Annotated in this window: 21 protein-coding genes; 12 read left to right on the top strand and 9 right to left on the bottom strand. The window is 59.1% G+C overall.

The window, feature by feature from the left end; genetic code table 11:
* The first annotated feature begins 39 nt into the window (after window positions 1–39).
* Window positions 40–885 (top strand): matrixin family metalloprotease, encoded by an 846-nt coding sequence (locus tag RYA97_RS21615; RefSeq protein WP_057405440.1) that lies wholly within the window; start codon window positions 40–42, stop codon window positions 883–885.
* Window positions 886–1,044: 159 nt separating this feature from the next.
* Here RYA97_RS21615 and RYA97_RS21610 read toward each other — a convergent pair whose 3' ends face one another.
* Window positions 1,045–1,275 (bottom strand): hypothetical protein, encoded by a 231-nt coding sequence (locus RYA97_RS21610; protein WP_004657963.1) that lies wholly within the window; start codon window positions 1,273–1,275, stop codon window positions 1,045–1,047.
* Window positions 1,276–1,508: 233 nt separating this feature from the next.
* Here RYA97_RS21610 and RYA97_RS21605 point away from each other — a divergent pair, with 233 nt between their 5' ends.
* The 4 genes from RYA97_RS21605 to RYA97_RS21590 are packed head-to-tail and all read left to right on the top strand — an operon-like array spanning window position 1,509 to window position 4,606.
* A complete protein-coding gene (locus RYA97_RS21605; RefSeq protein ID WP_005743427.1) occupies window positions 1,509–1,856 on the top strand; it encodes an ArsC family reductase in 348 nt (115 codons plus the stop codon).
* 47 nt (window positions 1,857–1,903) lie between these two features.
* Window positions 1,904–2,938 (top strand): 2,3,4,5-tetrahydropyridine-2,6-dicarboxylate N-succinyltransferase, encoded by a 1,035-nt coding sequence (gene dapD, locus RYA97_RS21600; protein ID WP_002554736.1) that lies wholly within the window; start codon window positions 1,904–1,906, stop codon window positions 2,936–2,938.
* A gap of 58 nt (window positions 2,939–2,996) precedes the next feature.
* Window positions 2,997–4,202 (top strand): aminotransferase class V-fold PLP-dependent enzyme, encoded by a 1,206-nt coding sequence (locus tag RYA97_RS21595; RefSeq protein WP_005743426.1) that lies wholly within the window; start codon window positions 2,997–2,999, stop codon window positions 4,200–4,202.
* Window positions 4,199–4,606 (top strand): SufE family protein, encoded by a 408-nt coding sequence (locus RYA97_RS21590; RefSeq protein WP_005743425.1) that lies wholly within the window; start codon window positions 4,199–4,201, stop codon window positions 4,604–4,606. The genes RYA97_RS21595 and RYA97_RS21590 overlap by 4 nt, the downstream gene beginning before the upstream one ends.
* Here RYA97_RS21590 and tcdA read toward each other — a convergent pair.
* Window positions 4,597–5,427 (bottom strand): tRNA cyclic N6-threonylcarbamoyladenosine(37) synthase TcdA, encoded by an 831-nt coding sequence (gene tcdA / locus RYA97_RS21585; protein ID WP_005743424.1) that lies wholly within the window; start codon window positions 5,425–5,427, stop codon window positions 4,597–4,599. The genes RYA97_RS21590 and tcdA overlap by 10 nt on opposite strands.
* Before the next feature lie 413 nt (window positions 5,428–5,840).
* On the opposite strand from tcdA, the gene dapE reads away from it, so the two are divergent.
* The 6 genes from dapE to RYA97_RS21555 all read left to right on the top strand — a co-directional run bounded on the left by dapE (window position 5,841) and on the right by RYA97_RS21555 (window position 12,094).
* Window positions 5,841–6,992 (top strand): succinyl-diaminopimelate desuccinylase, encoded by a 1,152-nt coding sequence (gene dapE, locus RYA97_RS21580; protein WP_002554740.1) that lies wholly within the window; start codon window positions 5,841–5,843, stop codon window positions 6,990–6,992.
* Entirely contained in the window at window positions 6,992–7,801 is an 810-nt protein-coding gene (locus RYA97_RS21575) for a putative RNA methyltransferase (protein ID WP_005743423.1), read from the top strand. The genes dapE and RYA97_RS21575 overlap by 1 nt, the downstream gene beginning before the upstream one ends.
* Before the next feature lie 19 nt (window positions 7,802–7,820).
* Window positions 7,821–8,198, top strand: a complete 378-nt coding sequence (locus tag RYA97_RS21570; protein ID WP_005743422.1) for a hypothetical protein — start codon at window positions 7,821–7,823, stop codon at window positions 8,196–8,198.
* Window positions 8,199–8,362: 164 nt separating this feature from the next.
* On the top strand, window positions 8,363–10,864 hold the full coding sequence (gene plsB / locus RYA97_RS21565; RefSeq protein WP_057405438.1) for a glycerol-3-phosphate 1-O-acyltransferase PlsB: 2,502 nt from the start codon (window positions 8,363–8,365) through the stop codon (window positions 10,862–10,864).
* Between the two features lie 116 nt (window positions 10,865–10,980).
* Window positions 10,981–11,364 carry a YbaY family lipoprotein gene (locus RYA97_RS21560; RefSeq protein WP_057405437.1) on the top strand — a complete coding sequence of 128 codons (384 nt, stop codon included), beginning with the start codon at window positions 10,981–10,983 and terminating at the stop codon, window positions 11,362–11,364.
* A 40-nt stretch (window positions 11,365–11,404) separates the two neighbouring features.
* A complete protein-coding gene (locus RYA97_RS21555; protein ID WP_002554745.1) occupies window positions 11,405–12,094 on the top strand; it encodes a DUF4197 domain-containing protein in 690 nt (229 codons plus the stop codon).
* A gap of 73 nt (window positions 12,095–12,167) precedes the next feature.
* Here the strand turns inward: RYA97_RS21555 and RYA97_RS21550 are convergent, their stop codons facing one another.
* On the bottom strand, window positions 12,168–12,977 hold the full coding sequence (locus RYA97_RS21550; RefSeq protein ID WP_057405436.1) for a class I SAM-dependent methyltransferase: 810 nt from the start codon (window positions 12,975–12,977) through the stop codon (window positions 12,168–12,170).
* A gap of 96 nt (window positions 12,978–13,073) precedes the next feature.
* Here RYA97_RS21550 and RYA97_RS21545 point away from each other — a divergent pair, with 96 nt between their 5' ends.
* Window positions 13,074–13,697, top strand: a complete 624-nt coding sequence (locus tag RYA97_RS21545) for a hypothetical protein (RefSeq protein WP_002554747.1) — start codon at window positions 13,074–13,076, stop codon at window positions 13,695–13,697.
* A gap of 34 nt (window positions 13,698–13,731) precedes the next feature.
* Here RYA97_RS21545 and RYA97_RS21540 read toward each other — a convergent pair whose 3' ends face one another.
* The 6 genes from RYA97_RS21540 to ppc form a co-directional block, all read right to left on the bottom strand.
* The gene (locus RYA97_RS21540) at window positions 13,732–14,421 is read right to left on the bottom strand and encodes an extensin family protein (protein ID WP_057405435.1); all 690 of its coding nucleotides are present in this window, start codon (window positions 14,419–14,421) and stop codon (window positions 13,732–13,734) included.
* 132 nt (window positions 14,422–14,553) lie between these two features.
* Window positions 14,554–15,417, bottom strand: a complete 864-nt coding sequence (locus RYA97_RS21535; RefSeq protein WP_010201500.1) for a DUF72 domain-containing protein — start codon at window positions 15,415–15,417, stop codon at window positions 14,554–14,556.
* A gap of 2 nt (window positions 15,418–15,419) precedes the next feature.
* The gene (locus tag RYA97_RS21530; protein WP_002554750.1) at window positions 15,420–15,731 is read right to left on the bottom strand and encodes a hypothetical protein; all 312 of its coding nucleotides are present in this window, start codon (window positions 15,729–15,731) and stop codon (window positions 15,420–15,422) included.
* Window positions 15,732–15,968: 237 nt separating this feature from the next.
* Window positions 15,969–16,643, bottom strand: a complete 675-nt coding sequence (tsaB, locus tag RYA97_RS21525) for a tRNA (adenosine(37)-N6)-threonylcarbamoyltransferase complex dimerization subunit type 1 TsaB (protein ID WP_005743411.1) — start codon at window positions 16,641–16,643, stop codon at window positions 15,969–15,971.
* A 92-nt stretch (window positions 16,644–16,735) separates the two neighbouring features.
* Complete coding sequence (adk, locus tag RYA97_RS21520; RefSeq protein WP_005778401.1) at window positions 16,736–17,398, bottom strand: adenylate kinase; 663 nt, start codon at window positions 17,396–17,398, stop codon at window positions 16,736–16,738.
* Between the two features lie 279 nt (window positions 17,399–17,677).
* Window positions 17,678–20,314: a phosphoenolpyruvate carboxylase gene (ppc, locus tag RYA97_RS21515; protein ID WP_057405434.1), complete on the bottom strand. Its 2,637-nt coding sequence runs from the start codon at window positions 20,312–20,314 to the stop codon at window positions 17,678–17,680.
* Window positions 20,315–20,612: the final 298 nt, after the last annotated feature.

Genomic DNA, 20,612 nt, shown 5'->3' with positions numbered 1-20,612 from the left:
CCTTCATTTTCCAGCCTTCCTGAAAGGAAGCGAACTACGATGAAGGTCGATCACATGTCCGCCCCCACCACAAAGAGCCTGAAGCTGCCTGCATCCTGCGCCATGCGCAGCGCAACGAATCATCAGGCCTCGTACGAAACCGCCATTCGCGAAAACCCCGCCAACGCAGCAATCACTCCTGCCTACGAATCAGGAGCACGCCATGGCTGCGAAGAATCAACGCACATGGCGCGTCTTCTGGTTTCGTTCAGCAAATACTGGGCACGTGGGCGGACCCTGAAAATGCTTTTTCAGAAAGACCCTCCTGCCATTCTGACAACCCCCGTTGTCGAAGCTGCAAAGAAATGGCTGCCTCACATAAATCTGAAATTCGAGTTTGTGACAGGCGGGGCCAGCGATATCCGAATCGGTTTCAACGAGCATCTGAACTGGAGCGCCATAGGGACTGATGCCCTGTTGGCCGAGCAGAATGAAGCCACCATGGAATTCAACGTCAAGGAGCTGTTCACGGCAGACCTGAAACCCATGCCGGACTTGACGCGCATCGTGCTCCATGAATTCGGGCACGCCTTGGGAGCAGTTCACGAGCACCAGCATCCTCAGGCAAACATCCCCTGGAACGAACCGCTTCTACGCCCCCTGCTTTTACAATCCGGATTGACTGACGAAGAAATCAATACCAATTTTTTCGACAAGTACGAAGCTGCTGATTTCTACCATTCGGCTTACGACCGTGATTCCGTCATGCATTACGACATTCCCAACGGCCTGACCCTTGGCGACTTCGAAATCATCAACACTGGTAAAACGCTCAGCCCTAACGACATCAAAGTGATGGGTTCCATATACGGGGACCGGAAAAACTCAAAGTTCGAGGCGAACTGACAAGGCATCGTAAAGAAAATACTGATCGTCAGGCAGTAATGCGCAAGCAGTGCCTGCAATGCGCTGGCCGCTACCCTGCCGAATTAGCCAGCAACCGCATTTGAGAGATCGCGCCACGTACTTCACCCGTGTGGCGCGAGGGCTTTAGAGCGCTACCGGTCACTGTCGTGTTCGCAGTTTTTCCGCAACCCACCCGACCGCCCAGCTTACCGGGTCATGGGACTGCATGGGCAGCAACGGTTTTCCTTCACGTGCGGCCAGCCTGCCTTGCGTCTCAGCCTCACCATGAATCCAGATCGTACTTTGCTTGAATCCCTCGGCACGTTGACGTTCCCTGTAATAACGTTGCCGGACAAGCGCTTCTTGACGCTTCTTCTCTTGTTCAGACATAACGCACCCAGCCTTTAAATGGAAAGCAATAATTGCCCGCCCGGGCTTGCCACTCAAGCGTGGAAGGGTGAAGTTTTCTTAATGACAGTTAGGGTTATTATCTAGTTTTTGTTCAGTCTTTGTACCAGCGCTGTCACAACACGATGCGGTCTGACGTGGCATAATACCCGGCTAAATTGCGAGGAGAGAAAGTGGGGAGTATCGAGCAAGATCAGCCACCCCACCCCAAAACGATGACTTACACTCTATTTGGCATCAAAGCCTGCGACACCATGAAGAAGGCCCGCACCTGGCTCGACGATAATTCCGTGAGCTACGATTTTCATGACTACAAGACACAGGGCATCGACCGGGGACACCTCGCGCAGTGGTGCAATGAACACGGCTGGCAGGTCGTGCTGAACCGCGCAGGCACCACCTTTCGCAAGCTCGATGACGGACAAAAGGCCGATCTCGATCAGGCGAAAGCCATAGAACTGATGCTCGCGCAGCCGTCCATGATCAAGCGTCCGGTGCTTGATCTGGGCAATAAAACCCTGATCGGCTTCAAGCCCGACCTGTATGCAGCGGCTTTACAGTAAGCCAGAGCGCTACTGAAAGCCCCTTGATAAAGCCAAGAGGTATTTACATGTCCACTACCCTGTTCAGCCTGGCCTTCGGCGTCGGCACTCAAAATCGTCAAGGCTCATGGCTCGAAGTATTTTACGCTCAGCCGCTGATCAATCCTTCCGTAGAACTGGTCGCGGCCATCGCGCCTGTTCTGGGTTACACCAACGGCAATCAGGCAATCACCTTCAATGTAGACCTGGCATACAAGCTGGCCGAGGCGGTCAAATCCGTGGACGCGACCCAGGCCGCGCTGCTGACTCGTCTGGCGGAAAGCCAGAAGCCGCTGGTTGCCACCCTGCTGGCTGAAGACGCAACCCTGACGTCGACTCCAGAGGCTTACCTCAAGCTGCACCTGCTGTCGCATCGCCTGGTCAAGCCACACGGCCTGAACCTGGCAGGTATCTTCCCGTTGCTGCCAAACGTAGCCTGGACCAGCCAGGGCGCGGTCGATCTCGCCGAACTGGCCGAACGTCAGCTTGAAGCGCGCCTTAAAGGCGAACTGCTGGAAGTGTTCTCGGTCGACAAATTCCCGAAAATGACTGACTACGTCGTCCCGAGTGGCGTTCGTATCGCTGACAGTGCTCGCGTACGTCTGGGCGCTTACATCGGCGAAGGCACCACCGTCATGCACGAAGGCTTCGTCAACTTCAATGGCGGCACCGAAGGCCCAGGCATGATCGAAGGCCGCGTTTCTGCAGGCGTATTCGTCGGCAAGGGCTCGGATCTGGGTGGAGGCTGCTCGACCATGGGTACGCTGTCGGGTGGCGGCAACATCATCATCAAGGTTGGCGAAGGCTGCCTGATCGGTGCCAACGCCGGCATCGGTATTCCGCTGGGCGATCGCAATACCGTGGAATCGGGTCTGTATGTGACCGCCGGCACCAAGGTCGCGCTGCTCGATGAGAACAACGAACTGGTCAAGATCGTCAAGGCACGCGAGCTGGCAGGCCAGAACGACCTGTTGTTCCGTCGCAACTCGCAGACCGGCGCAGTGGAATGCAAAACCCACAAGTCGGCCATCGAGCTGAACGAAGCACTGCACGCTCATAACTGATGCTGTGTGCGGGTTCAAGGCTGCGGCCTTGAACCCGCCTCCACATGCTGGACGAACAATGCCCCTCATTTCTCCTTGGCGTGGCGACTTCCCCGCTATCGCCGCCCTGCAACGGCAAGGCCAGACCTATCTGGACAACGCCGCCACCACGCAAAAACCCCAGGCGCTGATCGATGCCCTGACTCATTACTACGTCAACGGTGCGGCCAACGTGCATCGTGCCCAGCATCTGCCGGGCGCACACGCCACCCAGGCGTTTGAAGCCAGCCGTGGCAAGGCCGCGCACTGGCTGAATGCCGGCGAGAGCGGACAAATCATCTTTACCCACGGGGCCACTTCTGCGCTCAACCTGCTGGCCTATGGGTTGGAGCATAGTTTCACTGCGGGCGACGAGATCGCCATTAGCGCACTGGAACATCACGCCAACCTGCTGCCGTGGCAGCAACTGGCTCAGCGCCGCGGCCTGAAACTGGTGATACTGCCGCTCGATCCCGATGGTGTAATCGACTGCCATGCTGCGGCCAGTCTGATCGGCCCTCGCACGCGTCTGCTCGCAGTCAGTCAGTTGTCCAACGTGCTCGGCACCTGGCAGCCGCTCGCCCGCCTTATCGCACTGGCGAAAGCGCAAGGTGCGCTCACGGTCGTGGACGGATCACAAGGTGTGGTGCATGGACGCCACGATGTACAGGCACTGGGCTGCGACTTTTATGTGTTTTCCAGCCACAAGCTTTATGGTCCGGAAGGGCTAGGTGTGCTGTACGGACGCAACGACGCGCTACCGAACCTGACGCACTGGCAGTTCGGCGGCGAGATGGTGCTGACCGCCGATTATCAACACGCGAAATTTCGCCCGGCACCGCTGGGCTTTGAAGCGGGCACCCCGCCCATCGCCAGCGTGATCGGTCTGGGCGCTACGCTGGCTTACCTGGAAAGCCTTGATCATCAGGCGGTCGCGGAACACGAAGCAAATCTGCACCGTCGCCTGCTTGAAGGCCTGCAAAGGCGTGAAGGTATTCAGGTATTGGGCTCACCGGACCTGGCACTGGCCAGTTTCGTCGTGGACGGCATACACAACGCCGATCTGGCTCATTTGCTGACCGAACAGGGTATTGCCGTGCGCGCTGGTCGTCACTGCGCGATGCCACTGTTCGATACACTCGGTCTGCCCAGCTCAATTCGTGTTTCACTTGCGCTCTACAATGATTCAGATGACTTGCTGCGGTTTTTCAGCGCACTGGATCAGGCACTGGAGCTGCTTCGATGACCCTCCCCGCATTGGCGCAGACCGCGCTCGACAGCTTTTCCCAGCCACAGAGCTGGGAACAGCGCGCACGCCTGCTCATGCAATGGGGGGATCGCCTCCCCTCGTTGCGCGACGAAGAAAAGACGGACGACAATCTGGTACACGGCTGTGAAAGCAAGGTCTGGCTGACGGGCGAAGTCAGCGCAGGAGCCTGGCTGTTCAGAGCCAGCAGCGACGCCCGGCTGATTCGAGGTCTGGTGGCGCTACTGCTGGCCCGCGTTAACGGTCTGTCGGCGCCGGAGCTGGAAGCCGTGGACTTGTCTGACTGGTTCGGTCAGTTGGGCCTTGGTCGCCAGCTCTCACCGTCACGCAGCAACGGCCTGAATGCCGTGCTACAGAAGATGCGCCAGCTGACTCAAGCCTGATCGGGCGTTGCAACCGCTGGCTTGACCCGCTCCGAAGGCCGTCGCGCACCTGCAACCAGCTTGTCCACTGCACGCGTGGCGGCGACCATGCCGAACGTGGCAGTGACCATCATCACCGCGCCGAAGCCGCCTGCACAGTCGAGCTTTACACCCTCACCGACGAACTTCTTTTCCAGGCAAATACTGCCATCAGGCTTGGGATAGCGCAGCTGTTCGCTGGAGAACACGCAAGGCACGCTGTAGTGGCGGTTAGGCGTGCGTGAAAAGCCATAGTCGCGACGCAGGGTGGAACGTACCTTGGAGGCCAGCGGGTCGTTGAACGTGCGGTTCAAGTCGGCGATCTGAATCAGGGTCGGATCAATCTGCCCACCGGCACCACCGGTGGTGACCATCTGGATCTTGCGCCGCTTACACCACGAAATCAGTGCTGCCTTGGCGTTGACGCTGTCGATACAGTCGATCACGAAATCCATGTCCGGGGTGATGCACTCAGCCATCGTGTCGCGGGTCACGAAATCAGAAACCGCATGCACGATGCAATCAGGATTGATCGCGCGAATCCGCTCGGCCATCACTTCGACCTTCGGCCGACCGACTGTGCTGTCCAGTGCATGCAATTGGCGGTTGCTGTTGCTGACACAGACGTCGTCCATGTCAAACAGCGAAATCTCGCCCACGCCACTGCGTGCCATGGCTTCCGCCGCCCACGAGCCCACGCCGCCGATACCGACCACTGCCACATGAGCCGCGCGCAGGCGCGCCAGGCCTTCAATGCCGTACAAACGGGCGATGCCAGCGAAACGTGGATCTTCTGCGCTCATGATCAATACCTCAAAAACCGGCGCGCATTATAGGGGTTTGTGGGAGGTTAAGGCACCCGGCTTGTCGCCCCGTCGAAATCAGGGCTGAAGGGGCAAAAGCTATCTCGGACCTCTCATATAACCCCTTTCGCTCCGCACAAAGCCTCTACAAACATATTTGTCCGACCCGCGAGCAAATAAGAGACGAGACTTCCGGTCCGGGCCCGAGATTCTGGATAGCCATACTGTTCGCACAATCCCTCCCTTATCTGGCAGCCATCATTATGGCCGTCCTGTCTGCTCACGCGACCCGCCCTGCGCTGTCGACTGCTTGACATATCCACAGCACACAATAAACGACGGCCCCAGGTCGTCGTTTTGCTTTAAGATATCCGCCTTTTCGCGCCCAAAGTCTTGCTACCGGAGTTCTGTACATGACTGCCCCTACCGACCTGTCGCCCACCCTTCAACTTGCCTGCGATCTGATCCGCCGCCCGTCAGTGACGCCGGTCGATGCCGACTGTCAGGCAGTGATGATGCAACGCCTGGGCAATGCCGGCTTCAAGCTGGAGCCCATGCGTATCGAAGACGTCGATAACTTCTGGGCCACACACGGCACTACCGACGGCCCGGTACTGTGCTTCGCAGGTCATACGGACGTGGTCCCTACCGGCCCGGTGGAGAACTGGCAGAACGACCCGTTCGATGCGTTGATCGACGAGCACGGCATGCTCTGCGGACGCGGTGCAGCGGACATGAAAGGCAGCCTGGCAGCCATGCTCGTGGCCGCCGAGCGCTTTGTAGCCGATCACCCGAATCACAAGGGTTCGGTGGCATTCCTGATCACCAGTGACGAAGAAGGCCCGGCGCACCACGGCACCAAGGCTGTCGTCGAACGTCTGGCAGCGCGCAAGGAGCGTCTGGACTGGTGCATCGTCGGCGAGCCTTCGAGCACCACGCTGGTGGGCGATGTGGTCAAGAACGGGCGTCGTGGCTCGCTGGGCGCCACCCTCACCGTGCGCGGCAAACAGGGCCATGTGGCTTACCCGCATCTGGCGAAGAACCCTATTCACCTTGCAGTTCCGGCACTTGCCGAACTGGCTGCAGAGCACTGGGACCATGGCAACGATTTCTTCCCGCCAACCAGCTTCCAGATCTCCAACCTGAACGCCGGCACGGGTGCAACCAATGTCATCCCGGGTGATCTGGTAGCAGTGTTCAACTTCCGTTTTTCGACCGAGTCGACCGTCGAAGGCTTGCAGCAGCGTGTCGCCGCCATCCTCGACAAGCATGAGCTGGACTGGCATGTGAACTGGGCGTTGTCCGGCCTGCCGTTCCTGACCGAGCCGGGCGCATTGCTGGACGCCGTGTCGTCCAGCATCAAAAGCGTCACGGGCCGTGACACCAAAGCCTCGACCAGCGGCGGAACCTCCGACGGCCGTTTCATAGCGACCCTGGGTACGCAAGTGGTTGAACTGGGGCCGGTCAACGCGACGATTCACCAGGTCAACGAGCGGATTCTGGCCAGCGATCTCGACGTGCTGACCGAGATCTACTACCAGACCCTGGTCAAGTTGCTCGCCTGATGCTGACCTGCCCGATCTGCTCTGCGCCGCTCAGTACCGCCGACAACGGCGTGGTATGCCCGGCCAACCACCGCTTCGACCGTGCACGTCAGGGGTATCTGAACCTGTTGCCGGTGCAGCACAAGAACAGCCGCGACCCCGGCGACAATCAGGCCATGGTTGAAGCACGGCGGGACTTCCTCAACGCCGGGCATTACGCCCCGGTAGCCCGGCGGCTGGCTGAACTGGCCGTCGAGCGCTCCCCCGCGCACTGGCTGGACATCGGCTGCGGCGAAGGTTATTACACCGCGCAAATAGCCGAGGCCCTGCCCCATGCCGACGGCTATGCGCTGGACATCTCCCGCGAAGCCGTGAAACGCGCCTGCCGTCGTGACCCCGGGCTGACCTGGATGGTTGCCAGCATGGCCCGTGTTCCCTTGCCGGATGCCAGCTGTCAGTTTCTGGCCAGTGTGTTCAGCCCGCTGGACTGGCTTGAAGCCAAGCGCTTGCTGACGCCTGGCGGCGGACTAATGCGGGTCGGCCCGACCAGCGAACATCTCATGGAACTGCGTCAGCAGCTTTATGATGAGGTCCGCGATTATGCCGACGACAAGCACCTGTCTCTGGTGCCACCCGGCATGCAGTTGCAACACAGCGAGACCCTGCGCTATACGCTGAAGCTGATCGACGGCCAGTCCCGTGCCGATCTGCTGGCCATGACGCCTCACGGGTGGCGCGCCAGCGCCGAGCGCCGGACTGCCGTCATTGAGCAATCAGGACCTTTCAAGGTCACCGTTTCCATGCGCTACGATTATTTCGTGCTGCAATAAGCATTCAACAGAGGCACCCATGCGCCAACCCGATATCGAGATTTACCTGAAAGACGAAGACGTCGACCACAAGGCCATCGCTCAATGGTTGAGCGTCGCCCTGGGCCCGTGCAGTGACTGGAACCAGAAAGGCCAGACCTGGAAGTGCAAGGCCGGCAATGTGACCGTAACCTGGCTGCCCAAAGCAGTCGGTAAATGGAACAGTCTGCATCTGGACAGCGATCAGACCCCGTGGGAAGACGACATCGCCTGCGCCCGTGCGGCATTCAAAGCCTTGAACGTCGAAGTGCGCTGCGCACCCGGCACCTGGGTTGAAGAAGAAAGCGATGAAACCGCCGACCGCTGGATACGCGTCAGCGCCGATGGCGAGGAAGAAATCACCTGGCGCACCTCGTAAGCCTTTTGCAGCGACGGCATCAGGATGTGCCGTCGTGGCTCTCGAAGGTGGCCGCTCAGTATTTACTCTTCTACAAACACCAGGCTTTTTGCCGATCGCTTCGGGATACGTCACACTGACGCCCATCTCGGGCAGTCGCCCGTCCCTGACTCAGCAGAAGCCGTATGACCCGTTCTCCGTTCCGTCGTCTTGTGTTCGGCACCCTGCGCCGATTGTTGTATCTCTGGGTGCGCTCGGAAACCATCAATCAGTCGTCTTTTACGCTCAACCTGGACCGTAGCCGTCCGGTGTTCTATGCCCTGCAGTCGCCGTCGATCAGCGATCTGGCGGTGATCGACACAGAATGTCGCAAGGCTGGCCTGCCTCGCCCCGTATTGTCGGTAGCGGTCGGCAACCTGATAGAGCCAGCTGCATTCTTTTACCTGACTCCGGCACCTGACTGGCTTGGCCGCCAGGACAAGCGCGGCGCACCGCCGACACTGGAGCGTCTGGTCGCAGCCGTGAGCCAGAACCCCGGCGAAGATGCGCAGATCATCCCGGTCAGCGTGTTCTGGGGCCAGTCACCTGACCGCGAGTCCAGCGCCTGGAAACTGCTGTTCGCCGACAGCTGGGCAGTGACCGGTCGCTTGCGTCGTCTGGTCAGCATTCTGATTCTGGGTCGCAAGACCCGTGTACAGTTTTCCGCGCCCATTCACATGCGCGAGCTGGTGGGTGAAAACAAAGGTTACGAACTGACCCTGCGCATGACCCAGCGTCTGCTGCGCGTGCACTTTCGCAACCTGAAAAGCGCGGTCATCGGCCCGGACGTTTCGCACCGGCGCACCGTGGTCAAAGGGCTGCTGGACGAGCCGCTGGTCAAGCAGGCGATCATCGAAGAAGCCGAACGGGAGAACATCACCCAGGACAAGGCACGGGACCGGGCGCTGAGCTACGGCAACGAGATCGCCTCGGACTACACCTATTCCGTCATCCGCTTCATGGAAGTCGTCCTCAGCTGGTTCTGGAACAAGATTTACGACGGCATCAAAGTCAGCCACATCGAAGGCGTGCAGGAAGTGGCGCCAGGGCATGAAGTCATTTACGTCCCTTGCCACCGCAGCCATATCGATTACCTGCTGCTGTCCTATCTGTTGTTTCGCAACGGGCTCACGCCGCCGCACATCGCTGCCGGCATCAACCTGAACATGCCGGTCGTCGGCAGCCTGCTGCGCCGTGGCGGGGCGTTTTTCATGCGCCGCACATTCAAGGGCAACCCGCTGTATACAGCGGTTTTCACTGAGTACCTGCACACGCTGTTCATCAAAGGATTCCCGGTCGAATACTTTGTCGAAGGCGGTCGCTCGCGGACCGGGCGCATGTTGCAACCGAAAACCGGCATGCTTGCCATCACCCTGCGCAGCTTCCTGCGCAACTCGCGGATGCCGATTGTGTTCGTCCCGGTGTACATCGGCTATGAGCGCGTGCTGGAAGGCCGTACCTATCTGGGCGAATTGCGCGGAGCGACCAAGAAGAAAGAGTCGATCTTCGACATCTTCAAAGTCATCGGTGCGCTGAAGCAGCGTTTCGGCCAGGTATCGGTGAACTTCGGTGCCCCCATCAAGCTGGCCGAATTCCTTGACGGCGAACAACCGGACTGGCGCGAGCAGGCGCTGGCACCGCAATTTCGCCCGGAATGGCTGAGCGAAACCACTCATCGGCTGGGTGAACGTGTGGCCCAGCACCTGAATGAAGCCGCCGCCGTCAACCCGATGAACCTGGTTGCTGTGGCCTTGCTGTCAACGCAAAGGCTGGCGCTGGACGATCAGGCCATGGAGCGTGTTCTCGACCTTTACCTGACGCTGCTGCGCGCCGTACCTTACTCGCCGCACACCACGTTGCCGGAAGGCGACGGGCGCTCGCTGATCGAGCACGTCAAAGGCATGGACCTGCTCGCCGAACAAAAAGATGCATTGGGCAAAATTCTGTACCTCAACGAACAGAATGCAGTCCTGATGACGTACTACCGCAACAACGTCTTGCACATCTTTGCCCTGCCCGCATTGCTGGCCAGCTTTTTCCAGAGCTCGTCGCGCATGAGCCGCGAACAGATCCTGCGCTACACGCGTGCGCTGTACCCGTTCCTGCAATCTGAATTGTTCATTCGCTGGCCGCTGAGCGAGCTGGATGAGGTGGTCGATCAATGGCTGGCTGCGTTCGTCGAGCAAGGCTTGCTGCGCTTTAAAAAGGACGTCTATGTGCGTCCGGAGCCCAGCTCCCGCGAGTTCGTGCTGCTGACCCTGTTGTCACGGGCCATCGCGCAGACCCTGCAGCGCTTCTACATGGCAATCGCCTTGTTACTCAACAGTGGACAGAACACGTTGAGCGCCGAGCAGCTGGAAGACCTGTGTACGGTCATGGCCCAGCGCCTGTCTATTCTGCATGGCCTTAATGCACCAGAGTTCTTCGACAAGAGTCTATTCAGGCACTTCATCCAGACCTTGCTGGACCTGGGCGTGCTGCGCAAGGACAGCGCCGGCAAGCTGAGCTATCACCCGATGCTGGGCGAACTGGCAGAAGGTGCGGCCAAGCGGGTGTTGCCGGCCGAAATCCGTCTGTCGATACGGCAAGTGGCGTTACACAGCAATGAAGAAGAGCAGGATGCGGGAAATGGTGAAGGGGTAGCGTAGGGCTTTTCCGCAATTAGCCGGGGATATTTAGGCACGTGTTTTATGCTCCCCGGCCGCTGCCAAGGTGTGGTTTGTACCCATGACTGGTACTCATCACACTCAATAAGGAAATTGAAATGTCCAGCGAACCCCTGGTACGTCTTCAGGGTGAAGTTTATTACCTGCCACGCCTCTCTCTGCCAACTGGCTGCAAGTTGATTGTCACCCTGAGTGACAGCAGCCTGGCTGATGTGCCAGCCACTGTCATTGACGCCCGCGAAACACAGATTACCCAGCAAGTGCCATTGCCGTTTGAACTGGGCTATGCCGCAGGATCAGAGCGGTCTGAAGATCAAGGTCATTCAAGTGAACGGTTGATTGTTCTTCGCTGCAAAGGCTTTCATCAACGGCGCGTTTTCAACGCGCCGTTGTTGTTTTTGTTGTTGCACGCCGCATCATTTCCATCGGCACTAAACAGCACTGTTTCTTTCCGGCTTCGGGTGGATACCGCAAGTTCCTGATACGCTTGATCCCGTACCCACTTCTCACAAGGACGCTCTCATGCCTCGCTTTTCGTTCACCTTCGCTGGTCTATGCGCCGGGCTGCTGCTGTCGGCCAACGTCTTCGCCCTGTCGCTGAACGACCTCTCGCAATCGGATGCGACCGGTGGTCTCAAAGACGCGCTGACCCAAGGCGCACAGGTCGCGGTCAAACAGCTCGGTGTTCCCGGCGGTTTCAGCAAGAATGAAGCGGTGCGTATCGAGCTGCCAGGCAAACTCGGTCAGGTCGCGAAAAAAATGAAAATGCTTGGCATGGGTGCTCAGGTCGATCAGCTGGAAACCAGCATGAACCAGGCCGCCGAAGCTGCAGTGCCTCAGGCTCAGGCGTTGTTGGTAGACGCCGTGAAAAAGATGAGCGTGACCGACGCCAAGGCCATTTTAAGCGGCGGGAAGGACTCGGCCACCCAGTACCTCAACAGCACCAGCCGCGAACAGATCCGCGCCAAATTCCTGCCTATCGTCAAGAAATCTACCGATCAAGTCGGTCTGGCACAGAAATACAACGCATTCGCCGGCAAGGCGGCGGCATTTGGCGCGCTGGACAGCAAAAATGCCAACCTTGAAAGCTACGTGACCGAACAAGCGCTGAACGGGCTGTTCGAGATGATTGCAAAACAGGAAGAAAGTATTCGCGCCAACCCGGCGGCGGCCGCTACAGGCCTGGCGAAGAAGGTATTTGGCGCGCTTTGAGTGCAGGGTTAGCGCCTGTATTCACGGGCGCATCTGCGTTTGATTCGGGCTCAGGCCGTCGACGCTACAGGCGCTATGCACCGCTATCGTCTGTGACTGCCTTAGGCTTCAAGGCCTTCTTCGGGTAGATGTCGTAGCGGCTGGATTTTCCATCCAGCGCATAACCTGGCGTTGGCCCGTCAATGCAGGGGGCCTTGCGCGGGCGTTTGACCACAACACGGTGGGTGGCAAGCGCAAGAGCCGCTTCCAGCAATGCAGGCGCATCCATGTCATCGCCGACCAGAGGCCGGAACAGGCGCATTTCCTTTTTGACCAGAGCGGTTTTTTCCCGATGCGGGAACATCGGGTCGAGGTAAATGACCTGCGGCGGCTCCGCTGTCCAGCCACGAATGATTTCAATGGAGTTGCCGGTCAACAAATGCATCCGGGCAACGATCGAACCCACATCACGATCATCGCGTCCGCGCGCCAGACCGTCTTCCAGCAGTGCAGCAATAATCGGCTGACGCTCGATCAGGCTCAGCTCGCAACCAAGACTTGCCAGCACGAACGCATCCTTGCCCAAACCTGCCGTGGCATCCAGCACGCTGGGACGAACGCCTGGCTGAATACCGACGGCCTTGGCAATCATTTGCCCGGTGCCACCGCCAAACAGACGACGATGTGCCACTGCACCCTCGACAAAATCAACTCGCACAGCGCCAGGCGCATCGTCGCCCAACTGCTGCAATTGCAGGCCATCGTCGGTCGATTGCAACGCAAAATCAGCTTCCGCGTCGTGCAACGGCAAGCCTAGACGCTGCGCCCAATGCTCCGCCTGCTCCTGCCCTGCGACCGCGAGCGCTTCGACCCGGATACGACTGCCTGTTTGCTGCTCAATCATTACGCCCACACACTCAAAAATTGTTAATGATCGGCAAAGTCTGCCGATAACCAAGTATCCGGCATTTTGCCAGACCCAAGGCCAGTACTGATCGCTATGTCAGAGATTGTTCAATCATCCATCGGCTATTTGTCGCACTCAGGCGACTTTAGCGTTCGCAACAGCCGCACACTGGGTGGTGTGACGCAGCTGTGGTCGGATGCATTTGCCCGAGCGATGGCGGATCAGGTCAGTGAAAGCACTCCCGTGCCGGTGCACCCGACGGCCGTTGAAGTGGATGTTGAAACAGGCGAACCGGTCGCTGGCGCAAAAACCCTGAGCAAGATTGTCGAGCAACGTGCCTGCCCGGTCACCGACACCGAGGTCAAACCACCTGAGCCGCTGTTCCTGCCGATTGCCGAGTTCGACCTTGACTTGCTGCCGCCGCCTGCCGAGCCCTTCAGCATGGCTGAGCTGATCGAACAACAACGCCATCTGGAATTCGAGAGCCACTGGGTACGCCCTACCGTTCTGAACCCGTACAGCGACAGCGTCAACCCGGGCCCCGGCCCTCAACCGCGCCCATTGCACCTGCCAATCGCCGAATTCGAATGGGAACTGGCCGACAAGCCTGCCCTGCCCCTGGATGAGCAGACCATTGCTGCCCAACAACGCCAGTTCGACTACGAGAACGGCTGGGCTCGCCCGCTGATCCTGCAGAATCTGCGGATGGCGGCATAAGCCCCAACGCTCTTGCCGGCAGCTTACAGGCTCGCTACCTACACACCGACCAGCGCCCCATATCAACGTGAAAATGATCGCGATGCGCCGCGTTGTACTCAGGCCCGAGCACCGTACTGAAGTTTTTGCAGGCGCCGTCACGTAACAGCCTCAGAAAACGCCCCTTGTCCCCTTCGTCGTCCCAATCCTTGAGAACCCCGATGCGCTGACCGTCTGCGAGGCGAAAACCTGCCATATCCAGTGCATTGGCGGTCGCGTGCTGACTCAGGCGGCCGTTGGCCCGGTTGTAGATGTTGCGGCAGGCAAAGCTGCCCAAGTGATCTACTCGCGCTACCCGCTGGCCGAAAACCGCTTGGGCAGCGGGCTGCAAGGTGTGGACATCGAACAGCGCATAGGCCACCGCCAATGGGCAACTGGCCAGGAAACTGCTGCTCAGCGCCACGTCGCCGCCCTGAATGCGCAGGGTATTTTCCAGAGGGCAGCGAGCAGAAGGTTCACTGTCGGCCTGACGACTGAAACGCAGCCCGGACGTACTCAGCACCTGGTCGCACAGCGCAGGGTCGTTCTGCAGTCGTGACAGCTTGTAAGACGTCAGAAAATTGGGCTCGGCCCGCACATCCAAAGGCGCCCAGGGGTTCCAGCGCGCAGGCACATCGACCCAGCCTCGCCAGACTGCAAACGCCCCTATTGCACAGAGCAGCAGGAATACCAGCATCACGCGCATGCTAAGCCCATGCTCCATACAACAGGGGTGGATTTGACGAAAGGTTTGTAAGTGGGTGGCAAATAGCGCAGTTGCGAATCCATAAGCGGGCTCTCCACAAGGTCGGGCTCTGTCAGCCCCCTCTGGAAGACCTCAGAGCAAGCCCAACTGTTCCACTTGAGGCCCACGATCCAGCTCAAACAATGCCGGCAAGCCAGGCAATCGCGCCATCAGTTGCTGGTGAAAGCGCATGGCCTGCTCGGCAGCCCTGACGTTGTCCGGGGTGTGCAGGAAGACATAAGGCGTGCGCCCCTCTTCGATCCACACGGCGACCTTTTCCACCCACTGCACCAAAAACTGATCATTGGCCTCCAGGTCAGGACCGCCGATGAAACGGACCTGGGGAAACAGCGTCAGCGCAGCCGGACGCGGTGGCACCTTGGGCTTTTTCGATTGCGCGTGCAGGACGGCAGGATCAGTCGATACACAGCTGAACAATGCCCGGGAGTCGAGACAGATGCGCTCAATGCCTCGATCCAACAGCAGGCGATTGAGCATGCGTTCTTCGTCACCTTTCATGAAAAAGGCCATGTTGCGCACTTCCACAGCCAAAGGCACATTGAGTTCATCGAGGAACCCGACCAACTCGGCAAGGCGCTGCGGTGTGAAGCTGGCGGGCAACTGAAGCCAGAATGGCGCAATCCGCTCACCCAACGGCGCGAGCAGACGGATGAATTCCTCGGCGGCGCCCACCTGATCACGCAGGTCGCCGTTGTGGCTGATGTCTTTGTGAAATTTCGCAGTGAAACGAAAATCGGCAGGCATTATTTCCGCCCAGCGTTGCACCGTTGTGGCAGCTGGACGGGCATAGAATGTGGTGTTGCCTTCGACAGCGTTGAATACCTGAGTGTAGAGATTCAGGAAATCATTGGGGCGGGCGTCTTCCGGGTACAACGAGTCTCGCCAGGCGTTTTCACTCCATGACGGACAACCGAGGTAGTAAGGCAGGCGAGACACAGTCAAACGTGAAGATCGAGCCCCGATACTTCAAGGTCCCAATCGACAAAGCTGGCGGTGGTCAGGTAGCTGGCCAGTGCGTGAGCGACACGAGAGCTCATGGAGCGCGGGAAAATGATGTCTTGCGGACGCGCAGGCACATTGGCAGTGCTGCCAATCGGTGAATCACCCGCATCGCGACGAGCCTGCGCCGGAGGCGGCGGCAACTCGGCATCAACTACGACTTCCTCGAAAGAGCCTTCAACGGTCGAAGGCGTTTTCTGCGGCTTGCGCTTGATGGGGTAAGAGCGTGATGAGGTTCCGTCTATGCGCATCGATTATATACTCGGCGTCGATAGTGGCAATTTAGCGTTACTGCCTTGTAGTTCGCAAATTGCTTAACGATAACTAGACCACACATATTGCAAATTGTTTTCGCCAAATGAGATTAAAGACCATTCAGACGATAAACGGTAGCTGGCGAATTGATATTTTTCCAGCTATAGACGGAATAGCATGACTTGGACAGGCACGACAGCAGAACACTGTGGCGTGCCTTGAAGCCAATCACATCAACGCGCTTTGGGTGTTGCAACCTTGTCGCGCAGGTAGACCGGCTGGGCGTCGTCTGCCGGCAGGGCTTCGCCACGCGCCCAGGCGAAGGACGCCAGCGTCAGCAAGTCCTGCGCATGGGGCAGCATGCCTGCGTCATGCCCGGCAAGACTCACCGGAATGCGCTCGGCATAGCCCCAGCCGGTACCGGCACCAAACCATTGTCCACTGGCGTGCGCAGGTAGCGTTGCCAATTCGGGTGCCATGACCGCCTCGTTGCCGAGCAGACGCATCTCCCCGGCTGTCTCGTGATAGCAACCCCAGTACACCTCATCCATGCGCGCATCAATGGCCGATGCCACCTGAGACACGCCATGCTCACGAAAGGCACGCTGGGCAAGCACGGCAAGATTGGAAACAGGCAATACCGGGCGCTCCAGCGCAAATGCCAGACCTTGCACGACGCCAATGGCAATGCGCACGCCGGTGAAAGCGCCAGGGCCGCGCCCGAACGCGATGGCATCGAGCGCCGACATCGCGATACCCGCCTCGGCCAGCAGGTCCTTGATCATCGGCAGCAGCCGCTGGGCATGCAGGCGCGGGATCACCTCGTAGTGGCTCAGCACTTTGCCGTCGTGCAGCAAAGCGACCGAGCAGGCTTCAGTGGCGGTATCCAGGGCCAGCAAGGTGGTCATCGGTGTTTCCATCATGGTCAAGGTGAAAAAGTGCAGCAGTATAAATGACAAATGGCCCGCAAGCGGGCCATATATTGTTCAGACTGAGAGTCTTACTTCTGTGCTTCAGGCTCCAGTGCTTTCAGTACTTTTGCAGTGATTTCTTCAACCGAGCCAACACCTGGAATATGGCTGCACTTGGGCTTGCCGTTCTTTGCTTCCAGCTTGCTGTAGAACTCGACCAGCGGCTTGGTCTGGGCATGGTAGACCGACAGGCGATGACGCACGGTTTCTTCGACGTCGTCCTTGCGCTGCAACAGCGGTTCACCAGTCACATCATCGATACCCTCGACTTTCGGCGGGTTGAAAATGGTGTGATAGATGCGACCAGAGCCTTCGTGAACCCGGCGGCCCGACATGCGCTTGACGATTTCTTCGTCATCAACGGCGATTTCCAGCACGTGGTCGATTTCCAGACCTGCTTTCAACAGGGCTTCGGCCTGAGGAATGGTGCGCGGGAAGCCGTCGAACAGAACGCCGTTCGCACAATCCGGCTGGGCCAGACGATCCTTGATCAGACCAATGATCAGGTCATCGGAAACCAGACCACCCGAGTCCATGACGCTCTTGGCCTTCAGGCCAAGCTCGGTTTCAGCCTTGACTGCAGCGCGCAGCATGTCGCCTGTCGAAACCTGCGGGATGCCGAAATTTTCAGTGATGAATTTTGCCTGAGTACCTTTACCGGCCCCGGGAGCTCCTAGCAGAATCACGCGCATCGTCATGCTCCTCAAAATTTTTATAGTGAAATCAACGGATTCGCCTCGGGGGCCAATCTAAAAATAATCAGGCCAACAGGCCGAAAGGCTGATCAAGATACACAGCCGACCGAGGCCGCACAAGCCGCCAAAAGTCGCATTAACCGCGTGCGCACCGGCTTGCGCGCCCCGATTGTCGAGCGGCGTGACCTGTATCAACGTTTCCGGCAGGCCAACCTGCAAACCCGGTCTTGCCAATGCCGGGCCAAAACGGCCCGGCAATTAAAGTAACGCGCGTGCTCAACCAGTGTTACGCAGACCAGCAGCGATCCCGGCTACAGACACCAGCAGCGCCAGTTCCAGAGGGCTGTCCAGACTGGCTTCGCGACTGCGGGAGCGGGACAGCAGCTCGGCCTGGAGCAAATGCAACGGGTCGAGATAGGTGTTGCGCAGACTGATGAATTCCAGCGTTTCAGGGCTGTGTGCCAGGAGTTGCTTCTGCCCGGTCAGCCCCAGAACCACCTTGCACGCCTGCGACAATAGGTCGCGTAAATGTGCGCCCAAATGTTGCAGCTCAGCACTGACCAGACGTTCGTCATAGAGTCGGGCAATGTCCGAATCAGCTTTGGCGAGGACCATTTCCAGCATGTCGATGCGGGTTCTGAAAAACGGCCACTGTTCGCGCATTTGCGCCAGCACCGCACCCTCGCCGCGCTCCAGAGCCTTGCTCAGTGCGGCTTCCCAACCCAACCAGGCGGGCAGCATCAAACGCGTCTGCGTCCAAGCGAAGATCCACGGAATGGCGCGCAGGCTTTCCACGCCACCTTCGCGGCGCTTGGCCGGGCGACTGCCGAGTGGCAGGCGCCCCAGTTCCTGCTCGGGCGTTGCCTGACGGAAATACTCGACGAACTCAGGGTTCTCGCGCACTACCGCGCGATAGGCGCTGACCCCGTCAGCGGCCATCTGGTCCATCATCGTCCGCCAAGACGGTTGCGGAGGTGGTGGCGGCAGCAGGGTCGCTTCCAGCACCGCTGCCAGATAGAGATTGAGGTTCTGTTCGGCGATGTCCGGCAGGCCGAATTTGAAACGAATCATTTCCCCTTGCTCGGTGGTCCGGAAGCGTCCGGCTACCGAACCTGGCGGCTGCGACAGAATCGCCGCATGCGCGGGGCCGCCACCACGACCAACCGTACCGCCGCGACCATGAAACAGCAGCAGTTCGACCTGCTGTTCGCGACAGATCTCCACCAGCTTTTCCTGCGCGCGGTACTGAGCCCAGGCCGCCGCCGTAGTGCCCGCGTCCTTGGCCGAGTCGGAATAACCGATCATGACTTCCTGCGGGCCGTGCAGACGCGAACGATAGCCAGGCAAGCCGAGCAGCGTCTCGATCACCGGCCCGGCGTTGTCGAGGTCAGCCAGGGTCTCGAACAACGGCACCACACGCATCGGCCGTTGCAGCCCGGATTCCTTGAGCAGCAACTGCACGGCCAGCACGTCGGATGCCGAACCTGCCATCGAAATGACGTAAGAGCCCAGCGACGCTGCCGGAGCTGCTGCCACTACCCTGCAGGTTGCCAGCACTTCTGCGGTTTCGGCTGCCGGTTTGAAGTAGCTTGGCAGCAACGGCCTGCGGTTGTTCAGTTCGCGCAACAGAAAGTCGATGCGGGTCTGCTCGTCCCACTCTTCGTAGCGACCCAACCCCAGATAATCGGTAATTTCAGTCATCGCCGCACAGTGGCGACTGGAGTCCTGGCGGACATCCAGACGCACCAGAAACAGGCCGAACGTGACGGCACGGCGCAGGCAATCCAGAAGCGGCCCGTCGGCAATCACGCCCATGCCGCACTCATGCAGCGACTGGAAGCACAGCAGCAGCGGGTCCAGCAGCTCGCGGTTGTCTCGCAGCACCGCTTCAGGCGCAGGCAAGGTCTCGCTCAATGAGGCATTGGCCCAATTGCGCGTCGCGCGCAAGCGCTCACGCAGACGCTTGAGTTCTGCCCGATAAGGCTCGGCACTGTCACCGACGCTGGCCCGCAAGGCGTCGCTGGCCTGTTGCATCGACAGCTCTGCGGCCAGGTTGTCCACATCACGCAGATACAGGTCAGCCGCCATCCAGCGCGCCAGCAACAACACTTCACGGGTAACTTTGGCCGTGACGTTCGGGTTGCCGTCACGGTCTCCGCCCATCCAGGAGGCAAAGCGGATCGGCGCGGCTTCCAGCGGCAAATGCAAGCCGGTCGCTGCGTGCAGTGCATGGTCAGCCTTGCGCAGGTAGTTCGGAATGGCGTGCCAGAGGGAGTGCTCGATAACCGCAAAACCCCATTTGGCCTCATCAACCGGCGTGGGACGGATACGCCGTATCTCTTCGGTATGCCAGGCCTCGGCGATCAGACGCTGCAAGCGCGAGGTAATCTGTGCGCGCTCGGTGCTGTTGAGGTCGCGATGATCGAGCGCGGCCAACTGCGCAGCGATGGCGTCGTATTTCTGAATGAGCGTACGGCGTGCAACTTCGGTGGGGTGAGCCGTCAACACCAGCTCGATTTCCAGCTTGCTCAGTTGGCGCGCCAAGGCATCAGGCGTGTGACCTTCCGTTTTCAGGCGGTCAAGCAGCTCGGGCAACACCCGCGACTCAAAGGGCAGAGGCTGGGTATCGTCACGGCGATGCATGAGCTGATACTGCTCGGCAATATTGGCCAGGTTGAGAAACTGGTTGAACGCACGGGCCACAGGCAGGAGTTCGTCATCACCCAACCCGTCGACACTGGCGCTGAGTTGCTCGGCACCTTCTGCAGAACCGCGCCTGCCCGCCTTGGCGCCTTTGCGAATACGTTCGATCTTGTCGAGGAATTCAGCGCCTCGCTGCTCACGAATCGTGTTACCCAACAGCTCACCCAGCAGGTGAACGTCTTCGCGCAGACGCGCATCGATATCGGCCATCGTTCCTCTCCCGTTTTTTGTCTGGGCTCAGTTGCGTACCCGCAAAACAGCGCGGGCGTACGTGAATTCGAATCCGCATTGCCAACAGTGCACCAAAAGCCTGCAATTGGACAAATGGTTCCACAAAAAGCCGCGCCTCAACGCCTGATTAATCCTGCAGCGACGTCCGCTCACATGCCGATCAACATGCTGACCGCTTCCTGAAGCCCCCTGAAAATTCCTGACCACACAGTAGATATTTATCTGAACTATTCAAAAACAGCGCAGGTCGGAGCCTTTAACCATTACAGGAAAGCCC

Source organism: Pseudomonas syringae group sp. 26L6 (assembly GCF_032587815.1).
Classification (GTDB): Bacteria; Pseudomonadota; Gammaproteobacteria; order Pseudomonadales; family Pseudomonadaceae; genus Aquipseudomonas; species Aquipseudomonas amygdali.
This window is presented reverse-complemented; position numbering and strand designations above follow the sequence as displayed.

Bases quoted from the DNA above. Each gene is read 5' to 3' on its own strand.
- RYA97_RS21530 (WP_002554750.1), bottom strand. From the start codon at position 15,731: ATGCGCATAGACGGAACCTCATCACGCTCTTACCCCATCAAGCGCAAG.
- dapD (WP_002554736.1), top strand. From the start codon at position 1,904: ATGTCCACTACCCTGTTCAGCCTGGCCTTCGGCGTCGGCACTCAAAAT.
- ppc (WP_057405434.1), bottom strand. From the start codon at position 20,314: ATGGCCGATATCGATGCGCGTCTGCGCGAAGACGTTCACCTGCTGGGT.
- RYA97_RS21550 (WP_057405436.1), bottom strand. From the start codon at position 12,977: ATGATTGAGCAGCAAACAGGCAGTCGTATCCGGGTCGAAGCGCTCGCG.
- RYA97_RS21575 (WP_005743423.1), top strand. From the start codon at position 6,992: ATGCTGACCTGCCCGATCTGCTCTGCGCCGCTCAGTACCGCCGACAAC.
- RYA97_RS21595 (WP_005743426.1), top strand. From the start codon at position 2,997: ATGCCCCTCATTTCTCCTTGGCGTGGCGACTTCCCCGCTATCGCCGCC.
- dapE (WP_002554740.1), top strand. From the start codon at position 5,841: ATGACTGCCCCTACCGACCTGTCGCCCACCCTTCAACTTGCCTGCGAT.
- RYA97_RS21555 (WP_002554745.1), top strand. From the start codon at position 11,405: ATGCCTCGCTTTTCGTTCACCTTCGCTGGTCTATGCGCCGGGCTGCTG.
- adk (WP_005778401.1), bottom strand. From the start codon at position 17,398: ATGCGCGTGATTCTGCTAGGAGCTCCCGGGGCCGGTAAAGGTACTCAG.
- RYA97_RS21610 (WP_004657963.1), bottom strand. From the start codon at position 1,275: ATGTCTGAACAAGAGAAGAAGCGTCAAGAAGCGCTTGTCCGGCAACGT.
- RYA97_RS21560 (WP_057405437.1), top strand. From the start codon at position 10,981: ATGTCCAGCGAACCCCTGGTACGTCTTCAGGGTGAAGTTTATTACCTG.
- tsaB (WP_005743411.1), bottom strand. From the start codon at position 16,643: ATGACCACCTTGCTGGCCCTGGATACCGCCACTGAAGCCTGCTCGGTC.
- RYA97_RS21545 (WP_002554747.1), top strand. From the start codon at position 13,074: ATGTCAGAGATTGTTCAATCATCCATCGGCTATTTGTCGCACTCAGGC.
- RYA97_RS21605 (WP_005743427.1), top strand. From the start codon at position 1,509: ATGACTTACACTCTATTTGGCATCAAAGCCTGCGACACCATGAAGAAG.
- RYA97_RS21570 (WP_005743422.1), top strand. From the start codon at position 7,821: ATGCGCCAACCCGATATCGAGATTTACCTGAAAGACGAAGACGTCGAC.
- plsB (WP_057405438.1), top strand. From the start codon at position 8,363: ATGACCCGTTCTCCGTTCCGTCGTCTTGTGTTCGGCACCCTGCGCCGA.
- RYA97_RS21615 (WP_057405440.1), top strand. From the start codon at position 40: ATGAAGGTCGATCACATGTCCGCCCCCACCACAAAGAGCCTGAAGCTG.
- RYA97_RS21540 (WP_057405435.1), bottom strand. From the start codon at position 14,421: ATGCGCGTGATGCTGGTATTCCTGCTGCTCTGTGCAATAGGGGCGTTT.
- tcdA (WP_005743424.1), bottom strand. From the start codon at position 5,427: ATGAGCGCAGAAGATCCACGTTTCGCTGGCATCGCCCGTTTGTACGGC.
- RYA97_RS21590 (WP_005743425.1), top strand. From the start codon at position 4,199: ATGACCCTCCCCGCATTGGCGCAGACCGCGCTCGACAGCTTTTCCCAG.